The sequence below is a fragment of the Klebsiella quasivariicola genome, from assembly GCF_002269255.1.
Classification (GTDB): domain Bacteria; phylum Pseudomonadota; class Gammaproteobacteria; order Enterobacterales; family Enterobacteriaceae; genus Klebsiella; species Klebsiella quasivariicola.
Genome location: NZ_CP022823.1, coordinates 2,790,297 through 2,807,782, shown reverse-complemented (window position 1 = coordinate 2,807,782; position 17,486 = coordinate 2,790,297). Strand labels below are relative to the sequence as shown.

Annotated in this window: 14 protein-coding genes and 1 pseudogene; 7 read left to right on the top strand and 8 right to left on the bottom strand. The window is 54.8% G+C overall.

Annotation, left to right across the window (positions count from 1 at the left end):
• Positions 1-83 precede the first annotated feature (83 nt).
• Together B8P98_RS14000 and B8P98_RS13995 are read left to right on the top strand one after the other, a co-directional pair.
• Positions 84-968 carry a LysR family transcriptional regulator gene (locus B8P98_RS14000; protein ID WP_025713238.1) on the top strand — a complete coding sequence of 295 codons (885 nt, stop codon included), beginning with the start codon at positions 84-86 and terminating at the stop codon, positions 966-968.
• Between the two features lie 112 nt (positions 969-1,080).
• Positions 1,081-1,956 (top strand): NAD(P)-dependent oxidoreductase, encoded by an 876-nt coding sequence (locus B8P98_RS13995; protein ID WP_095033145.1) that lies wholly within the window; start codon positions 1,081-1,083, stop codon positions 1,954-1,956.
• A 52-nt stretch (positions 1,957-2,008) separates the two neighbouring features.
• On the opposite strand, the gene B8P98_RS13990 is transcribed toward B8P98_RS13995, so the two are convergent.
• The 5 genes from B8P98_RS13990 to B8P98_RS13970 form a co-directional block, all read right to left on the bottom strand.
• On the bottom strand, positions 2,009-3,478 hold the full coding sequence (locus B8P98_RS13990) for an alpha/beta hydrolase (RefSeq protein WP_095033144.1): 1,470 nt from the start codon (positions 3,476-3,478) through the stop codon (positions 2,009-2,011).
• A gap of 190 nt (positions 3,479-3,668) precedes the next feature.
• Positions 3,669-6,743: an efflux RND transporter permease subunit gene (locus B8P98_RS13985; RefSeq protein WP_095033143.1), complete on the bottom strand. Its 3,075-nt coding sequence runs from the start codon at positions 6,741-6,743 to the stop codon at positions 3,669-3,671.
• Positions 6,740-7,888, bottom strand: coding sequence for an efflux RND transporter periplasmic adaptor subunit (locus B8P98_RS13980; protein WP_087805649.1), 1,149 nt, complete (start codon positions 7,886-7,888; stop codon positions 6,740-6,742). Before B8P98_RS13980 ends, B8P98_RS13985 begins: the two co-directional genes overlap by 4 nt.
• A gap of 78 nt (positions 7,889-7,966) precedes the next feature.
• Entirely contained in the window at positions 7,967-9,163 is a 1,197-nt protein-coding gene (locus B8P98_RS13975) for a sensor histidine kinase (RefSeq protein ID WP_095033142.1), read from the bottom strand.
• Positions 9,160-9,852, bottom strand: a complete 693-nt coding sequence (locus B8P98_RS13970) for a response regulator (RefSeq protein WP_087805653.1) — start codon at positions 9,850-9,852, stop codon at positions 9,160-9,162. The genes B8P98_RS13975 and B8P98_RS13970 overlap by 4 nt, the downstream gene beginning before the upstream one ends.
• 124 nt (positions 9,853-9,976) lie before the next feature.
• Between B8P98_RS13970 and B8P98_RS13965 the strand changes: the two genes are divergently transcribed.
• From B8P98_RS13965 to gap, 3 genes are all read left to right on the top strand, one after another.
• Positions 9,977-10,762, top strand: coding sequence for a MipA/OmpV family protein (locus B8P98_RS13965; protein ID WP_095033141.1), 786 nt, complete (start codon positions 9,977-9,979; stop codon positions 10,760-10,762).
• A gap of 246 nt (positions 10,763-11,008) precedes the next feature.
• Complete coding sequence (locus B8P98_RS13960; RefSeq protein ID WP_021462549.1) at positions 11,009-11,989, top strand: GlxA family transcriptional regulator; 981 nt, start codon at positions 11,009-11,011, stop codon at positions 11,987-11,989.
• Positions 11,990-12,067: 78 nt separating this feature from the next.
• On the top strand, positions 12,068-13,078 hold the full coding sequence (gene gap, locus B8P98_RS13955) for a type I glyceraldehyde-3-phosphate dehydrogenase (RefSeq protein WP_002904873.1): 1,011 nt from the start codon (positions 12,068-12,070) through the stop codon (positions 13,076-13,078).
• Positions 13,079-13,498: 420 nt separating this feature from the next.
• Here gap and B8P98_RS30950 read toward each other — a convergent pair whose 3' ends face one another.
• Positions 13,499-13,663 (bottom strand): hypothetical protein, encoded by a 165-nt coding sequence (locus B8P98_RS30950; protein WP_004221585.1) that lies wholly within the window; start codon positions 13,661-13,663, stop codon positions 13,499-13,501.
• Positions 13,664-13,844: 181 nt separating this feature from the next.
• Here B8P98_RS30950 and B8P98_RS13950 point away from each other — a divergent pair.
• Positions 13,845-14,270, top strand: a pseudogene (locus B8P98_RS13950) (helix-turn-helix domain-containing protein); the annotation flags it as partial.
• Between the two features lie 5 nt (positions 14,271-14,275).
• Here B8P98_RS13950 and B8P98_RS13945 read toward each other — a convergent pair.
• Positions 14,276-15,103, bottom strand: a complete 828-nt coding sequence (locus B8P98_RS13945; RefSeq protein ID WP_080897370.1) for an SDR family oxidoreductase — start codon at positions 15,101-15,103, stop codon at positions 14,276-14,278.
• Positions 15,104-15,175: 72 nt separating this feature from the next.
• Positions 15,176-16,324: an iron-containing alcohol dehydrogenase gene (locus B8P98_RS13940; RefSeq protein ID WP_025714725.1), complete on the bottom strand. Its 1,149-nt coding sequence runs from the start codon at positions 16,322-16,324 to the stop codon at positions 15,176-15,178.
• 132 nt (positions 16,325-16,456) lie between these two features.
• On the opposite strand from B8P98_RS13940, the gene B8P98_RS13935 reads away from it, so the two are divergent.
• On the top strand, positions 16,457-17,416 hold the full coding sequence (locus tag B8P98_RS13935) for a LysR family transcriptional regulator (RefSeq protein WP_025714724.1): 960 nt from the start codon (positions 16,457-16,459) through the stop codon (positions 17,414-17,416).
• Positions 17,417-17,486: the final 70 nt, after the last annotated feature.

The window sequence follows — 17,486 nt, the reverse complement described above, 5'->3', positions numbered from 1 at the left end:
GCATTGAAACAGCTGGTCGCAGGGGCAACAATGCGGTATGTTGGCCAAAGACTACGGAAAAACCGAAGGGTAAGGAGAGCGTGATGCGACTGGATCTGGCGGATCTGCGGTTGTTTATCGCCATCGTGGATACCGGCAGTATTACCGGTGGGGCAGCCATGGCCCATCTGGCCCTGGCCTCCGCCAGCGAAAGAGTGCGCAAGCTGGAAGCAGAGGTCGGTGTTCCCCTGTTGCAGCGTCATGCCCGCGGGGTGACGATGACGGAGGCCGGGGAGGTACTGGCGCGCCATGCCCGCCCGCTTCTTGAACAGCACCAGCGTCTGCGCCAGGCGATGCACGCCTTCGCCCGCGGTCAGCAGGGGACGCTGCGCCTGTTCGCCAACACCTCAGCGCTGTCGGCATTTTTGCCGGGGAAGCTTGCCGCCTGGATGGCAGCGCACCCGGCAGTGCAGATCGAAACCGAAGAACGCACCAGCGCGGATATCGTCAGCAGCATTCTGGCGGGCGTGGCGCAGGCCGGGGTGGTGTCCGATGCGGTCGACCCCGGGCCGCTGCATCTGGATCCTGTCGCCGATGATCCCCTGGTGCTGATTGTGCCGCCGACTCACCCTCTGGCCGGCGCGAATGAAGTGGCGTTTGCGGCGGTCATCAACGAGTCGCTGGTCGCCCTCTACCAGACCAGCGCACTGCAGCAGCATATTGAACAACATGCCGCCGGGCTCGGCCAGGCGCTAAACGTCCGGGTCCGGATGAGCCATTTTGAAGGGCTTTGCGAGATGGTGGCTCACGGCGCCGGCGGGGCGATCCTGCCCCGCGTCATTGCCGAACGCTACCAGCAGCGCTACCGGTTTGCCGTCATCGCGCTGCAGGATCGCTGGGCACAGCGCCGCCTGTGTCTGTGTTATCAGGATGATGCCCGGCTGACGCCAGCGATGCGCCGTTTGCTGGCGTGGCTCCGACAGCCGTGAGACCATGAGTGACGGCGTCACTTTTTATGGCGGTTATTGCTACTGACATCCGTGTCAGAGATGCGATAGTAGACGTCCGACATTTATTAACACGCGAATCAGGACAGACAAGATGAGTACATTACCAAAGGTCGCGGTGCTGGGACTCGGCGCCATGGGACATGCTTTTGCCAGTAACCTGCTGAAAAACGGCTTTACCGTAGCCGGCTGGAACCGTTCGCCAGCCCGCGGCGAGGATTTACAGGCGCAGGGGTTATCTCTGCACGCCACGCCGCAGCAGGCGGTCGCCGATGCCGAGGTGATCATCAGTATGCTCGCCGACGGTCAGGCTACCCTCGACGTACTGGCGCAAATCGCACCCGCCTGCCAGCCGCAGGCGATTTACTGCCAGATGGGCACCATCGGCCTGCCGGAGACGCAGCAGGCCATCGCGTTGTTGCGGGAACGTCAGCCGGCGATGACCTATATCGATGCCCCGGTGTCGGGGACCAAAGCCCCGGCGGAGAACGCGCAGATCCTGGTGCTCGCCAGCGGAGATCGTGAAAAGGGCGCCGCCGTCGAGCCGGTGTTCGCGGCCATCTCCCGCGGGACGCAGTGGTTTGGCGACGCGGGCAACAGCCAGAAAATGAAGCTGGTTCTCAATGCCTGGCTGATTTCGATGATGCAGGGCATCGCGGAAAGCGCCCAGCTGGCGAAGACGCTGGGCTTTACCCCCGACCAGCTCTGGAGCGCTCTGGAAGGCGGCCCGCTGGCCGCACCGTATGTCAAAGTGAAACTGGATGCCATCGCCAGCGAGCAATTCGCGCCGCAGATGCAACTGGCGCATGCGCTGAAAGATGCCCGGCTGGCGCTCTCCCTGGCCGAGCCGCACACCATGCCGGGGCTGGATAACATTGCCGAACTGTGGCAGCAGGCGGCGGACGCGGGATATGCCGGCCAGGATTTGTCAGCGGTATATCAGTGGCTGTCGACGTCGGCGAAAGCGTAGTACCGCATCCTCAGGAAAAAGTGGCCGTGGTGGCCACTTATCCAGAGAAGAGCTATTTCCCGGAGAGAGCCGGGCGAGTGTCGATCCCTTCGTCAATGCGCTTGATCATATAGGGAAAGAACGGATTGGAAGACTGACGCATCAGCGAGTCCAGACCCACAACCAGCACCGAACGCTCGCCGCGAGCAGCAAACGTGCCGAGGCTGATCCCATATTGATTCAGCGGATGGGGATAGCGCCCGTACAGCGAATCGCTTAACGGGAAAGGGAGCGCGACATGAGAAAGGGAGTATACGTCCGGCAGATAGCGCATTCCCTGCAGCTTTTCCACTGTGGTGTCTGTTTTCCCGGCAGATGTTGTGCGGATTTCCATATCGGTACTGGCTGAATTCGCGTTAGTGATGATCGTGGTCTGATAAGCGCGTGGCGGCGCGGGCAGCAACCGCGCCAGCGCGGTGTAAGACGTCCGGCGTAATAATGAATTAAACCTGACGGCATGATTCAAATCGAAGAGGACAATTTCACTGCCATTTTCCGGCAAACGGTTATACAGCGCCGTCACGATCGCCCGCGTACTGACCGTTGAATCCACAACGGACTGAAAGGTCAATACCGGCGGTAAGCTGTTAAGTCTGTGATTTCTCGAGTCAGTCACTATCTGCTTTTGCAGCGCTTTGGTCAGCAGGAAGGACTGCCGGGCGGCGTTCGTCGGGAAGGAGTTATATTTGAACGGATTAAACTCGGGCATGATGTTTAACCATGCGGCTTTCGAGAAGGCGGGAAGAAACGCGGGCCAGCCAGCGAGGCCGGAAAAACGCGCGAAGCTGGTAATACCGATCATCGGAGAAATCAGGATCACCCGCTGGGGTTTTGCCAGTTCGGCATTATCCAGCGCGTCCAGCGAATATTTCATTGCCAGCGCGCCGCCGTTGGAAAATCCGACGATATGCAGGGGCACATCATTACCCGTCAGTCGTTTCGCTTCTCTCACCGCAAGGCGCGTGGCGGCAAGCCAGTCCTGCCAGTCCACATCGGTCAGCCCGGCGGGAACCGTCCCATGGTCCGGTAATCTGATACCGATGGCGACATACCCCTGTTGCCGGTAATTTTCAGCGATATGCCGCAGGCTGTAGGGGGTATCTGTCAGACCATGCAGCAACACCACGGCGCCTTTCGGTTTGCCATCCGGCATCATGATATATGACCGATTCCAGTTGGTTGGAAACGAGTCCGGATAGATGGGGCTGTGACTATAGTAACGATTCAGTTCGGTTTGCTGCTCAGCGTCCAGCTTATCGGTAACCTGGCGTTTTACCTCACTGAAGAGCGCATTCTCTTTGTTGATGTAATCGTTCCAGTCAGCATTGTCGATTTCCTCCGCGTCCATCTCATGCGGAACCCAGGTATGCCAGAGCTGCAGCTCGGGTCCGCGCTGAATGTCATAAAGGCGTAGTCCCAGAGCGCCAACGATCAACAGCAGCAGGGACAACACGATACGTTTTAACCAGGTTACCCATTTCAACGCGTAGCTTCCTTTCTTAATGACATGTTTTCTGAGTATAAATAAACATGGTCAGGGAGATTTACTTTTTATTAGGTTTCCTGTTATCCACACGTTGCGGCAGCAGGTGGATGACACGATGGAGCAAGTTCTTTGTCTTGCAGCGAATAACCTGGCAGACCCCTGAGGCGAGGATACGACGGCACGCTACTCATTTTTCTCGAGTCTCGCCTGAGGACGTTATTCTCAGGTGTAACAACAGGCTAAACGATGCCGGTAAAACGGTCAGTGTAACCAGCGTGGCAACCAGTAGTCCCCCGATAATCGCATAGGCCATCGGTCCCCAGAATACCTGATGAGAGATGGGGATCATTCCCAGAATGGCGGCACAGGCCGTCAGGCAGATGGGGCGCGCACGATGCTCTGCGGCCGCAATAATGGCGGCATCGCTTGCCATTCCCTGAGCAAGATTGCTGTCAACCTCGCTAATCAGTATGACGGCGTTACGAATGATCATGCCAGCGAGCGCAATCACGCCAAGCAGAGCGACAAATCCCATCGGTGTTCCGCCAGGTAACATAGCCAGCACGATCCCCGGTAAACCAAACGGGGCCATCAGTATAGCCAACGCCATACGGGAATAGTTGCGCAACTGGAGCATCAACAGCAAGAGCATGATGACCAGTGTCACCGGCAGAACCGCATAGACCGAACTATTACCTTTTTCAGATTCAGCAACCGCGCCCCCTTCTTCAATGCTGTAGCCTTCAGGCAGTTCCGCGCGCAACCTGTCTACCGCAGGTCGCAACGCTGCGGATACCGCTTCGGCGCGAAGTCCCGGGGCGAGGTCAGTTTGCACGGTGATGAAAGGCAAACGCTGTCGACGCCAGATAACCGGATCATCCACGCCCCAGACTGGCGTGGCAAAGGCGCTGAGCGGGATTTGTTTCCCGTCATTCCCCTGAACAGTCAGCGAAGAAAAGGTGGCGAGGTTAAGACGCTCATTGTCCCTGGCCCGGAGCACCACATCGACAAGGCGGTCATTATCGCGAACCGACGTGACCACACTGCCGGACCAGACGGTATTGAGCATCCGGGCCAGACTTTCTGACGACACGCCCGCAGCCCGGGCTGCGGTCTGATTGACCTTGAGGGTAATGACTCTCTCCGGTTCTCCCGCCGTCTGATTAACCTCGCGAGAGGAGGGTGACCGGCCAATGACATCGCTCAGGCGGTTCGCGATCGACCTGACCTTCAGATAATCTGGTCCACTCACCCTGTATTTCACTGGCCAGCCGACGGGGGGCCCAAGTTCCAGGGGCGATACGCGCGTGATGATGTCGCTAAAGCGCGTAGCCAGTATCCTGTTTAACTGTCGATGAAGACGATCCCGCGCTTTAAGATCTTTAGCTACCACCACTATCTGGGCGATATTTTCATTTGCCAGAAGCACATCCATAGGCAGGTAAAAACGGATCGCTCCCGACCCAACGTATGTCGAAAAGCGATCAACGTTGCGGTTGCCTGCCAGGGCCTTCTCCAGCTTTTCAGCCGTATTTTGCGTTTCCGACTGCGAGGCATTTGCCGGCAGCGTCAGGCTTACCAGCAATTCTGGCCTGTCGGAGGCGGGGAAAAACTCCCCCTGCATAAAGGTTGTTCCGTAAACGGACAGACCAAGCGCAATGAGAGCAATACACACGGTGGCGAAGCGGTGACGCAACGCCTTGCGCAATAGCCACTGGTATCCGCGGGCCATCCGTCCAGGACCTTTCGCCTTCTGTCTGATGTTGTCAGATAACAGCCACGTCCCGGTTAATGGTGAAAACAGGATCGCGACAACCCATGAGCACAGCAGGGCGATGAGCACCACGGCAAACAGGGAAAAGCAATATTCACCGGCGCTGGACGCAGCAAATCCCACGGGAATAAACCCGGCAATCATCACAAGGGTGCCCGTCAGCATCGGAAATGCGGTCGTTTTAAAAGCCCGGGTCGCCGCCTGCCGGCGGGAATCCCCGGCTTCCAGACCAGAGACCATGGTTTCCACAGTGATCATGGCGTCATCGACCAGCAGGCCCAGCGCGATAATCAATGCGCCGAGAGAAATACGCTGCAGACCTATTCCTGCCAGCATCATTCCCGTAAAGGTCATGGCCAGAACCAGTGGGATGGCCGCAGCCACTACCAGTCCGGCTCGTAAACCCAGTGAGACAAACGAAACGGCCAGGACGATCGCCACGGCTTCGATAAGCACCCGGATAAACCCGCTTACGGCGTCGCTGACCACCGCTGATTGATCGGCAACCTTGACCATCTCAATACCGTGCGGCAGCGTGACGCTGATGGCATGCATTTTTGCATTCAGCGCGGCGCCGAAACGCAGCATATTACCCGTCGGCGCCATCGAGATAGCCAGCCCGATGGCGGGTTTGCCGTTGACCCGGTAAACCGGCTGGGGAGGCTCGGCGTTTTCCCGACTAACGGTGGCAATATCCGTCAGAGGAAGGTAACGATCGTTAATATGCAGCGTGACGGCACGTAAGCTCGCTTCAGAAGTCAGCTCCCCGCTGACCTTTATCGCCATATTTTCCTGTCCGGTGCGGATGATACCTGCCGGGACAACCGCATTTTGTGCTTTGAGGGCATCTGCTACCTGCTGGATGTTCAACCCCATACCTGCCAGACGCGCAGGAGAAAAAGAGAGAACTATCTGTTCCTGCTGCTCACCCAGCAGGCTGGTTTTTCCGATATCCGGTAACGACATGAGTTCCCGGCGGATTGTCTCAACACGGTCCCGGACCTCCCGCAGGGTATAGCCCTCAGGTATAAAGCCATAGATCGTACCGTACGTGTCATCGAACTCGTCGTCGACGGCGGGGCCCTGAACGCCTTCTGGCAAAGAGGGGGCAATATCCTGCATTTTCTTACGTACCTGATACCAGATATCCGGCACCTTTTGCGGCGGGGTATCGTCACGAAGATTGACATGAATAACGGAGCTCCCGGCGCGGGTCTCACTTTCGAGATAATCAAGCCAAGGGGTTTCCTGCAGCTTTTTTTCCAGCGTATCGGTCAGCAGTCGGGTGGTATCCGTTACGGATGCCCCGGGCCATTGCGCAGAAACAACGGCCGTTTTAATCGTAAACGCCGGATCTTCGTTACGTGGCAGGTTCTCATAACAGAACGCGCCCATAGCAATGATCAGCAGCATGAAGAAACTGACCATCTGCTGATGATTTAGCGCCCAGGAGGACAGGTTAAATTTCTCATTCAATACGGGTTTCATGATTCGCACTCCCCGGCAATCACCGGCTCGCCGGAGCGTAATTTACTCACGCCGGCGGTAATCACCCGGTCGCCTGGTTCAAGGCCGCCGGAGATAATGACCGTGGTGGCGGTATAGTATGCTGGTACCACCACGCGAAGCTGCGCCTGCGACTGTGGGTTAATCACATAAACCGCCGGTTTGTCGTCGACGCGGCTCAGCGCTGAAGCGGGAAGGGCGTATCCATGCGGACCCGTTGCGGGTAACGTGACGGTGACGCTGGCGCCCAGCGCCATTGCCAGCGGTGGGTTTTGCAGGGTAGCCCTGACGCGCCATGTGCGGGTCTGAGGATCGGCCTGCGGGCTAATATCTCTTACCGCGGCGGAAGCTTGCACCGACGGGTCGCTGAGGAGGGAAACTCGCAAGCCAGCCTGTTCCTGTGGCGGGATCGCCTCGGGTTTAGCGATATCAAACACCACATCGCGGGCTTCACCGGTCGCCAGCGTCAATACCGACTGACCACCATTGACCACCTGACCCGCAGAGGCGCTTACTTCGGTGATCACGCCGCTTCGCGGCGCAATCAGACGCGTCCAGCCAAGGCTTTCCCGGGCATTACGCAACGCGGACTCGCTGTTTTTTAAACGCGCGCGGGCGACAAGCCAGTCTGCGCGGGCGGTATCGAGCTGCGTGCGGGCAATCGCGCCTGTTGGCATTAGCTTTTGCATTCGGTTGACGTTAAGTGCAGCAACCTGAGCAGAGGCTTTGGCTCCTTCATAATCAGCCTGTGCGCCATCGAGCTGATTCTGACTGGTTGTATTTTCAAGCGTGGCCAGCAGTTGCCCTGCATTGACCCGATCGCCAATATCGACGCTACGCGTCACTATCCGGCCGCCGGTACGAAAGCTCAGAATCGTTTCATCGTGCGCATGGATCTCTCCGGTTCTTTCCAGCGCGGGAAGGGTTTGCGCTGAGCCAACAACAACGTAGCGTACCGTTCGCACAGGATCAGTCGTATTACCCTGGTTGTCCCCGCATCCGGGCAGCAGAAAAATCACTACCGAAAGAATGGTCAGGGGGAGAAAGTGCAGCCAGGAAAGGGGGCGCGCCACGTCGTACAAATGGTGCAGACTGTGGCGGAGGGAGAGTAAAAATTCATCTGACATAACGCCGCTCCATAAAGGTGATGGCGTTATTAAATGCGCGCTTAGTCGAGAAAGATTCGACGTTTCGTCAAGGTATTATCAAGAGCGGCTATTTTCCATCTCAGACGACGTCCAGGGTAACAAAAGGGTGACTGCGAGTCCGCCGGTTTCAGGTAACGACGCGCTGATACTGCCACCATGGGCCTGACAAATCGCGCGAGCAATCGACAAACCGAGACCGCTGCCGCCGGAGTGGCGGGCACGAGACTGCTCCTCCCGGCTAAAACGGTTGAACATTTCCGGCAGGAACTGGGAGGATACCCCCGGGCCGTCATCGCGAAATTCGAGGCAATATTGCCCGCTGGCGTAGTGCAGCGTGACATCAAGATGGCCGCCATCACGCCCGTAACGGAGGGCATTTTCCATAAGAATGGTGAAAACCTGGCCCATACGGAACGTATCGCCTTTGAAGGGACACGCCTGAGAATGATGAAGCCTGATTGTAAAACGATGTGCATCAGCCTGGGGCATGATCCATGTCGCCCGTTCTTTAAGCAGCTCATCCAGACGAAAGGGTTCGTTTTCCAGCACCAAATTCCCGGCATCAGACAGCGAGAGCAGATGAAGTTCATCGGTCAGGCGATTCAGGTGCTGAAGCTGTTTCATTACCATTGCCAGTTGTTCCGGGCTGGCATCAAACACACCATCCAGCATGCCCTGCAAACGTCCGATAGCGGCAGTCAGGGGGGAGCGAAGCTCATGCGCCATGGCCACATGAGAGGTACGTAACTCTTTTTCATAGCGAGCCAGTTTCCCCGTCATGGTATTAAAGTCACTGGCAAAGCTGACCATTTCAGCCGGCGCATTCCTGATGAGTTCTGCCTGGCGGCCAAATTGTCCTTCGGCGACCTCCTTTGCCGCATCACGCAGCCGGCTGAACTGCAGCGCCAGTGGCCTGGCATATCTCAATCCCATCACCACAATAAAAGGGATCATGACCAGGACCAGTAACGCCACGGTGACCCAGTCCGCCGAGGCGATGGATGGGGTTGAATAACTCAACCCCCACCAGGTATCGACGATTTGATGGAAGCGCACCGGGTTCGCCTGCGGGTTCTGGCTGAGCGCAAGAAACTCTTGTCGGACCGATGCCGGCATTCTGCCTATGTTCCAGTAATTCTGCACCGCATAACGTAGCCACATACAGGTCGCAATGACAATTACGCTTCCGATGGCCAGCGCTAATATACGTGCGCAAATCCAGCGCCACAGGGAGGAATAGCGGGTTTTTGTCATGGTTGTCTGAACCTGTAGCCTACGCCGCGAACGTTAACCAGCACGCCGGAAATACCCGCCGCCTCGAGTTTTTTACGCAGGTTATAAATATGGGTATCCACCACGCGCTCCAGGGCTTCACTTTCCGGCAAGCAGTGCTCAAGTAAATGCTGGCGGGAAAAAGGGCGTGAAGGAGAGCGCATAAGCGTGGTCAGTAGTGAAAATTCGGTTGGGGTCAGATCCAACGTCCGCGGTGTGGTCCCGTCGACAATGCTCGCCACGATGGCCGTAACATCCACTTCGAGCGATTGCCAGCGAAGGATCTCTTCCTTTGTTTCTGTTTGATTGCTGCGGCGCAGTACCGCCTGCACCCGAGCCACAACTTCTCCCGGATGGTAAGGCTTAACAACATAATCATCAGCGCCATAGCGCAAGGCGCCAATACGATCGGGAGTATCTCCCATGGCGGTGACCATGATCACCGGAACATCATTTTTACGGCGCAGGCCAGCCAGGACTTCGGTGCCGTTAAGCCCCGGAAGCATCACATCCAGCAGGATCAGATCGGGTTTCCACCGGTGCGCCATATCCAGCCCGGAAAGACCATCTCCGGTAATGACGACATCGTAATTTTCACGGCGTAAATAGGCTTCGAGCACGCCAGCCGCATCGGCGTCATCTTCAATAATCAGCACTCTTCTGGACAACATCCATTCACCTTGACCGTTTCTTAACACTATCCCGACGATTCATTGATTTTGCCAAATCATACTGCGCCAACATTTTGTGGCGGCACCTGCCTCAGGAGAAGCCGGCGTCTGTGAGGAGAACAGTATGATAGCGATAAAAAAAGCCCTGTATATGACCGTACCGCTTTTGACGGCCATGACATCCTGCGTACAAGCAAATGATGACACTTCCTCCGGCACCTTCACCATTGGGCTGGGAGGCCACTACACTCCGCGATATTCAGGTTCAGACAAGCAGGTATGGCAGGTGGTTCCTGTACTTCAGGGGCGTAACGGCGCATTTTTTATTGATACGCAGAAAGGGGGGGGATATGACCTGCAGAACGCCAGCGGCTGGTACTTCGAACATACGCTGGGATACGATCTGGGAAGGGCGGATAAAAATGCCAGCTGGCGGGCAGGGGCAAATAATCTGAAAGGGATGGGAGACATTGACGCCTCCCTGAACACGGCCCTTGCCGTCGGCTGGCAGGCGCTTTCGTGGCTCAGTGTTGAAGGTAAAGCGACGCTGCCTTTAACGGACAGCCAAGGGGTAAGCTATCAGGCATCCTTGACGTTGCTCCCTGTACAAACTGACCATGACACGGTCGCCTTTCAGACGGCGCCCCTGTTTGGCGACAACCGTTACCTGAATACCTGGTATGGGGTGGATCCGCAGCAGAGCCAGCGCTCAGGTTATAGCCGCTATTCAGCACCGGGGGGATTTTATGGCATAGACAACAGTCTGACCTGGAGTCACCAGTTTGATGCCCACTGGGGCACGGTTATCAGTGCTGACTATACCTGGCTTGAGGAGCATGCAAATGAGAGCCCGATCGTGTTACGACGTAACGAGGCGGCACTGACAGCAGCTGTCATCTGGACATTTTAGGGCGGAGAAAGCGCGGCGTGCGGTTTGTCGGGTTAGCATTGAGTGAGTCGGCATTGTTTGGCAGATACGGAACCAGAAACGAGACATGATGTTAACGGCGCCGGAAGACCTGGTGCGGTCCTCGTGTCCACTCTTTCCGAGCCTTCAGATTTTTACATCCATCAGAATCCAGTGCTTTCGACTGTAAAATTTATTCTTTGAGTTTGTCGTGTTGACTTATTCTGTAAAAAGATTACTTTTCAGGACATGAAAAAGATACTTATTATTGTACCCGATGGCGGCATGCTGTTTGAATCCGCCGGTATTGCTGACATTCTGATGCAGGCCAACCGCCTGCACCCGGAAGGTGCCCGGGAAATCTGCTACCAGGTCAAGCTAGCGACAACTCAACCGCATCAGGTTATCCATGGTCAGTCAGGTTTAAATCTGCTGGCCGACCATCGTCTGCATGAGATTGACCCTCGCGAGCCCCTCGATACCATCATGATTACCGGCAGAGGTCAAAACCCGCAGGAGGGGATGGCGGTGGTTGACTGGTTGCGCCTTGCCGCTCCCCATGCCCGCCGCATAGTCTCCATTTGCGGCGGTGCGATGCTGCTGGCGCAAACCGGACTGCTGGACGGCAGACGGGCCACTACCCACTGGAAGCTGCTGGAAACCATGCAGGCGGAATTCCCGCAGATCCGCATCGAGGGCGGGCCGCTCTATATTCAGGACGAACATATCTGGACCTCTGGCGGGGTCAGTTCCGGCTTTGATCTTACGCTGGCGCTGGTTGAAGAAGACTATGGCTTCAGCCTGGCGCGCGATATCGCCCAGGACTTCGTCATGTATCTGCGTCGCCCGGGAGGCCAGCTGCAGTTTAGCCGCTATAACCTTCAGCAGACCGCCACCCAGGGCCCGATTAACGATCTGCTGGCGTGGTTGCTCGAAAACCTCACCGCCGACCTCAGCGTAGATAAGCTGGCGGAAAAAGTCGCCATGAGTCCGCGAAATTTCACCCGCGTCTTTACCCGGGAAACCGGCGCTTCGCCAGCGCGGTACGTCGCGGAAGCCCGCCTGGCCGCCGCGCGGCAGCGTTTGGAGCAGACTCACGAGACGCTGGATCGTATCGCCGAGCAAACGGGATTTGGCAGCAGTATTAACCTGCGACGCTTGTTTGAGAAACAGCTTAACCTCACTCCAGGTGAATATCGTCAACGATTTCACTGTCGCAAAATGGCGTAAAGTGATCCTTTTTTGTCATTTACGCCATAACCCGTCCGTCCTACTCTGACTCCAGCGATAATCGATAAGGAGTTAATTATGGTAAAGGTCGGTATTAACGGTTTTGGCCGGATCGGACGCAATGTACTGCGCGCAGCACTGAATAATCCGGATATTCAAATTGTGGCAATCAACGATTTGACGGACAGCAAAACGCTGGCGCATCTGCTGAAATACGACTCGCTTCTCGGTAAGCTGGATGCAGAGGTCACCGCGGGTGAAGGGGGGCTTGTTGTTGATGGTAAACCCATTACCGTATTCAGTGAACGCAACCCGGCCAGTATTCCGTGGCGTCAGTGTGAAGTCGACATCGTTATTGAGGCTACAGGATTATTCACGGACCGTGAAAAGGCTGCTGTACATATCCACAGCGGTGGCGCCAAGCGCGTGATTATCTCTGCCCCGGGTAAAAACGATGATTTAACCATTGTGATGGGCGTTAATGAGAGCCTTTACTCCCCGGATAAACACTACGTGATCAGCAACGGAAGCTGCACCACCAATGGTCTTGCACCTGCTGCACAGGTCCTGCACCAGCATTTCGGTATTAAGCATGGTCTGATGAACACCACCCATGCCTACACCAACAGCCAGGCGCTGCACGATCAGCCGGAAAAAGATCTGCGCGGGGCTCGCGCCGCCGCATTGTCGATTGTGCCTTACTCCAGCGGCGCAGCGAAGGCTCTGGGTAAAGTTATTCCTGAGCTGGATGGGCGTTTAACGGGATACTCGCTACGCGTCCCTGTGCCAGTGGTGTCCATTGTTGACCTCACCGTCACGCTTGAGCGAGATGTGACGGTCGAAGAGGTGAACAATGCTTTTCGCGAAGCCGCCGCAGCGGGACCTCTGAAAGGGATCCTGGGTTATAGCGATGAACCGCTCGTCTCCAGCGATTACCAGGGAGACCCACGCTCGTCGATTATCGACGGTCTATCAACGCTGGTGATTGGCGGTAATATGGTCAAAATTCTGGCGTGGTACGACAATGAATGGGGATTCTCTAATCGTCTCGTTGATCTGGCATTGATGATGGCAAAGCGTGAAAGCTAATCCACTGTGTGTTGTATTCATCTGTAAAAGTATAAGCAGTTCAGCTGGATGAATAGTGGCTCGAGTATGATTCATAGATGAAACATAACAAATCTTTCTGACCGCGATATAAAAGCATAAATGCCCGAGAGAGCATTTATGCTTTTTCGGCGATGAACGGAATTGCGATATGTTGTAGTCAGGTGCTCCCTGGTGGTAGCTAATCACCAGATACAAGGGAAGGGGGAGGTGAGGCAGAGCCTGTCAACATGGAAGCCGGCTGCGTTGGGCTTCAGTACACCATTCAACTTCAGCTGGCGGTTCTGTTTATGGTCGCGATGGCACTCGTCATTTGAGTGCGGAAACGAAGCTGGCGTCTTTTTGAGAATCACGTCTGTGGCTGATCAAGCCCGGTTGATACACACTGCAGGCGGCGCGCTATCAAATGAGCATTTCATCTGGCATCCCGTGACGCGTTCGGTCAGAAAATGCAACAGCAGTAAGATATGCCGGACAGTACAAGCAGCAGGTGTGGCTGAATGAATTTCCCTGGCTTTTACTGTACGAGAACAGGCTGTAGTGGGCGAAGTGATTGTTAAAAGCCATGCTTGATTTATCACCTCGAACATTTTGCCTTATAGCGCAGCATTCACGTGCATGAAAGGAATGACGGTCATAGTGTTGATGTGGGAAGAGGCAGCTATCAAAGATGACGTTATTGAGTACGACATTGCATTTAACATAATATACATTATGCGCACTAATGTCGTAGCAGTTAAGTTGTAACATCTGGCCTGGACTAAGTTCCCCATCAAAGGATTCTGATGACGGATCATGCAGCGGCTTTTTTACTTTAGATGAAGTCAACCGACTCAAAATCATTCAAGACGTTGTTGACCGGCGGCTGACTAATCAGATGGCCGCGCAGCGTCTGGGTATTTCCGACCGCCTGTGCCGACGCCTTCTGTTGCGTTACCGTGAATCTGGCCCGCCTGGTATGGCTAACCGCCGTCGAGGAAAACCCAGCAATAACCACTGGCCTGATGGCCTTGCACAGTATGCGCTCAATATTATCCGCGAGCGCTATACCGACTTTCGGCCGACGCTGGCGTGTGAGAAACTCGCAGAACTGCACGATGTTCACCTGTCCAAAGAGATTGTCCGTTCACTCATGGTCAAAGCCGGTCTCTGGATCCCCCGCAAACAACGAGCTCCAAATTAAGGTCTGAGCTCCCCATATTTATAAGAGGCCGTAACACCACCATCCATCAGAATATCGCTGCCGCTGATATATGTCCCCGCAGGCCCGAACAGAAATTCGGCTAACGCCGCAATTTCATCCGGCGTGCCGCCACGCCCTGCGGGTGATTTCTCAAGCATATTTCGGTAAAAATCGCCACGCTCAATACTAGTGAGTTCATCATATGCCAGAGGAGTGAAAACGATCCCTGCGCTGATACAGTTGATACGGGCCCCTCTTTTCCCCCATTTTACTGCCTCAGCCATTACCCGCAGCGCATTCCCACGTTTAGAGATCTGATAGGCGTACAGGCTGTCATCAATTCCTTTAACCAGCGGAAGCTCCAACAATGCCTCTGGTGACAGGGTCGCTAACTCATCAGCCTGTGTTTGTGAAAGCGCATCTATTTTCAGGCGATGGCTGGACTGAGAGCCAATCACCACGGCGGAGCCCCCCGGTGCAATGACTTTACCGAACTCTTCAAACACCACCGCTGTCCCATACAAATCCACACGCAGAATATCCTGAGCTTTGGCCTGCGAAGGTGATAAGCCTGCCGTGTTGATGACTCCTTTAATTTCGCCATGCCGGGTCGCTATCTCGACTAGATCCTGTACGGATTTTCGGGAAGCAATATCGACAATCGCTGTACTGACCGTGAAACCGGCGCGGGACAGGATGTTTTCAGCTTCCTGGGTATTTTCAGATTTGATATCTGCCAGCAAAATATGCTTACCCACACCCACTCTTCGCGCAATTGCTTGGGCAATGGCCCCACTGCCAATAACAACAATGACTTCTTTCATACAAAATACCTCAATGTCATGGGCGAATGTGCGCCTTTCTCTTTCGCCAGCGCACACCTTTGCGGTTTAGTGTTATAACGCCAGCTTAAGAATGGTGGTCAGTGTTTCCTGAGTATAGGTCTCCGCCAGGCCAAACCAGCGGGTATTTCCTTTCAGATTTTCCAGTATGGCTGGCATATCGACCTCTGTAATGCCTAACTGTGACAGACGGGTCGGTGTGCCAATTTTATCGAACCACGCTTCGAGCGCGGCAATGCCTTCTTCTGCGGTTCCTTTACCAAATAGCGTCCGGGCAAAGCGCGCAAACTGTGTCGGGTTTTGGCTGTGATACCACTTCATCCACGCAGGCATGATCACCGACAATCCCGCCCCGTGCGGGACGTTAAACAACGCCGAAAGTGAGTGTTCAATCATGTGGTTAGGGTAGCTGAAGCCCGAGGTCCCGGCATAAGTTAGCCCATTTAGCGCCAGCGTGGACGCCCAGGCAAATTCGGCACGGGCGTTGTAATCTCCCGGATCTTTTAACAACATTTCTGTTGTCTCCAGCACCGTGGCAATCACTGTCTCAACGAGACGCGACTGGATTTTTGGTTGTACCGCTGCGGTGAAATAGCCTTCAATCGAATGGGCGATAATGTCGGCGGCGGAATAGACCAGATAATCACGGGAAACGGACTGCATTAGCGCCGGATTGACGACAGAGACCTTCGGAAAGGTATGTACAGAGTGAAGAGCAAACTTCTCCCGGGTGACGTCATTGGTGATGACAGCGCCGCTGTTCATTTCGCTCCCGGTTGCCGCAAGCGTCATAATCGAAAACACCGGTAATGCCGCATTGATCTGCCCTTTGCCAATAAATAGATCCCAGACATCCCCATCATACAAGGTACCTGCCGCAATGGATTTGGCGCTATCAAGCACCGAACCGCCGCCCACGCTCAACACCGCATCAACCTGATGCTCCCGCGCTACCTGAATACCTTCCCGGACCTTTGAGAGTAACGGGTTACTGACGATGCCGCCAAACTCAACATAGCGGATCCCATGCTGAGTCAGGTTCTGGCTAATCGTCGCAAACAAGCCATCGCGTTTGATGCGCTCGCTGCCGTAAGCCAGCAGGACATTTTTGACGTTATGTTCAGCCAGAATCTGGCCAATAAGCTTTTCTTTGTCTGAGCCAAACTCAATACGGGTCGGATTATAAAAACTGAAGTTATCCATCTCACTGCCTCTCTGAAATTAAGTCCCGATATTTGCGAAGTGCCACTACTATAAGAAAATGATTTGCAACCAACTAGACAGCAAATGGGTGAATCAGTTACAACTAAATGATGTAAATAAGTGGATGCGACCATGATTAATGAATTGCGCTCTATGACGACATTTGTCCGGACAGTTGAGCTGGGAAGCCTGAGTAAAGCCGCAGATGCTCAGCAGATATCACCCCAGGCGGCGAGCAAGGCCTTAAAACAACTGGAAACGCATCTGGGGGTGAGGTTGTTCCACCGCACCACTCGAAATATGTCATTAACGGAGGAGGGACAACGTTTCTTTGAAGCGGCAAAGCCTGCATTAATGGGGCTGCAACAGGCGCTGGCGACGGTGCAACAGACCCGCGAGGAGTTTGCCGGACCGTTACGTATCGTCGGTCCCCGTTCAGTTGTTCAGCAGATTATTAAGCCCGTGCTGATTGAATACAGCCGCCTCTACCCGGAAGTTCAGCCCGATGTGCAACTTGATGACGGGATAACTAACTGGGTTGAGAAGCGAGTGGATGTCGGTTTTCGTATCAGCGTTTCACCACAGGAAGGGCTGATTGCCCGTCGCTTGTTCCCCCTACAGTTGATCATTTGTGCTTCGCCAGCCTATTTGCGTAAATATGGCGTACCGAAAACGCTGCACGATCTCAGTGCCCATCGGTGTAGCGTGTTTCGCCATGCCGCAACCGGGCGCCTGATCCCCTGGACAGTGAAGTCCGGGGACAATGTGCAGGATCATCATGTTAACCCTGCCATGTCGACCAATGATGAGATGCTGGAGTTACATGCTGTATTGATGGGCGAGGTCATTGCGCAGGTGGCCGGGCCGACGGCGGCGCAATACATACGGTCTGGTCAGCTTATTCCATTGTTGACAGATAACATCGCTGATATTCACAGTTTATTTTTATATTACGGAAGCCGTATCGCGCAACCACTGAGGGTTCGTCGATTCATTGACCTCACAATAGAACGTCTGGGTAATATGAATAACTTAAATTTATCAACAGAGGAACTAAACAAAGCTCATATTCAAGGTTTGCCTGTATATTAATCAGGCCCCTGAAAATGTGGATTAAAATCAAATACTGCATAATGTTAAACAATGCTGAGGATATCATTTT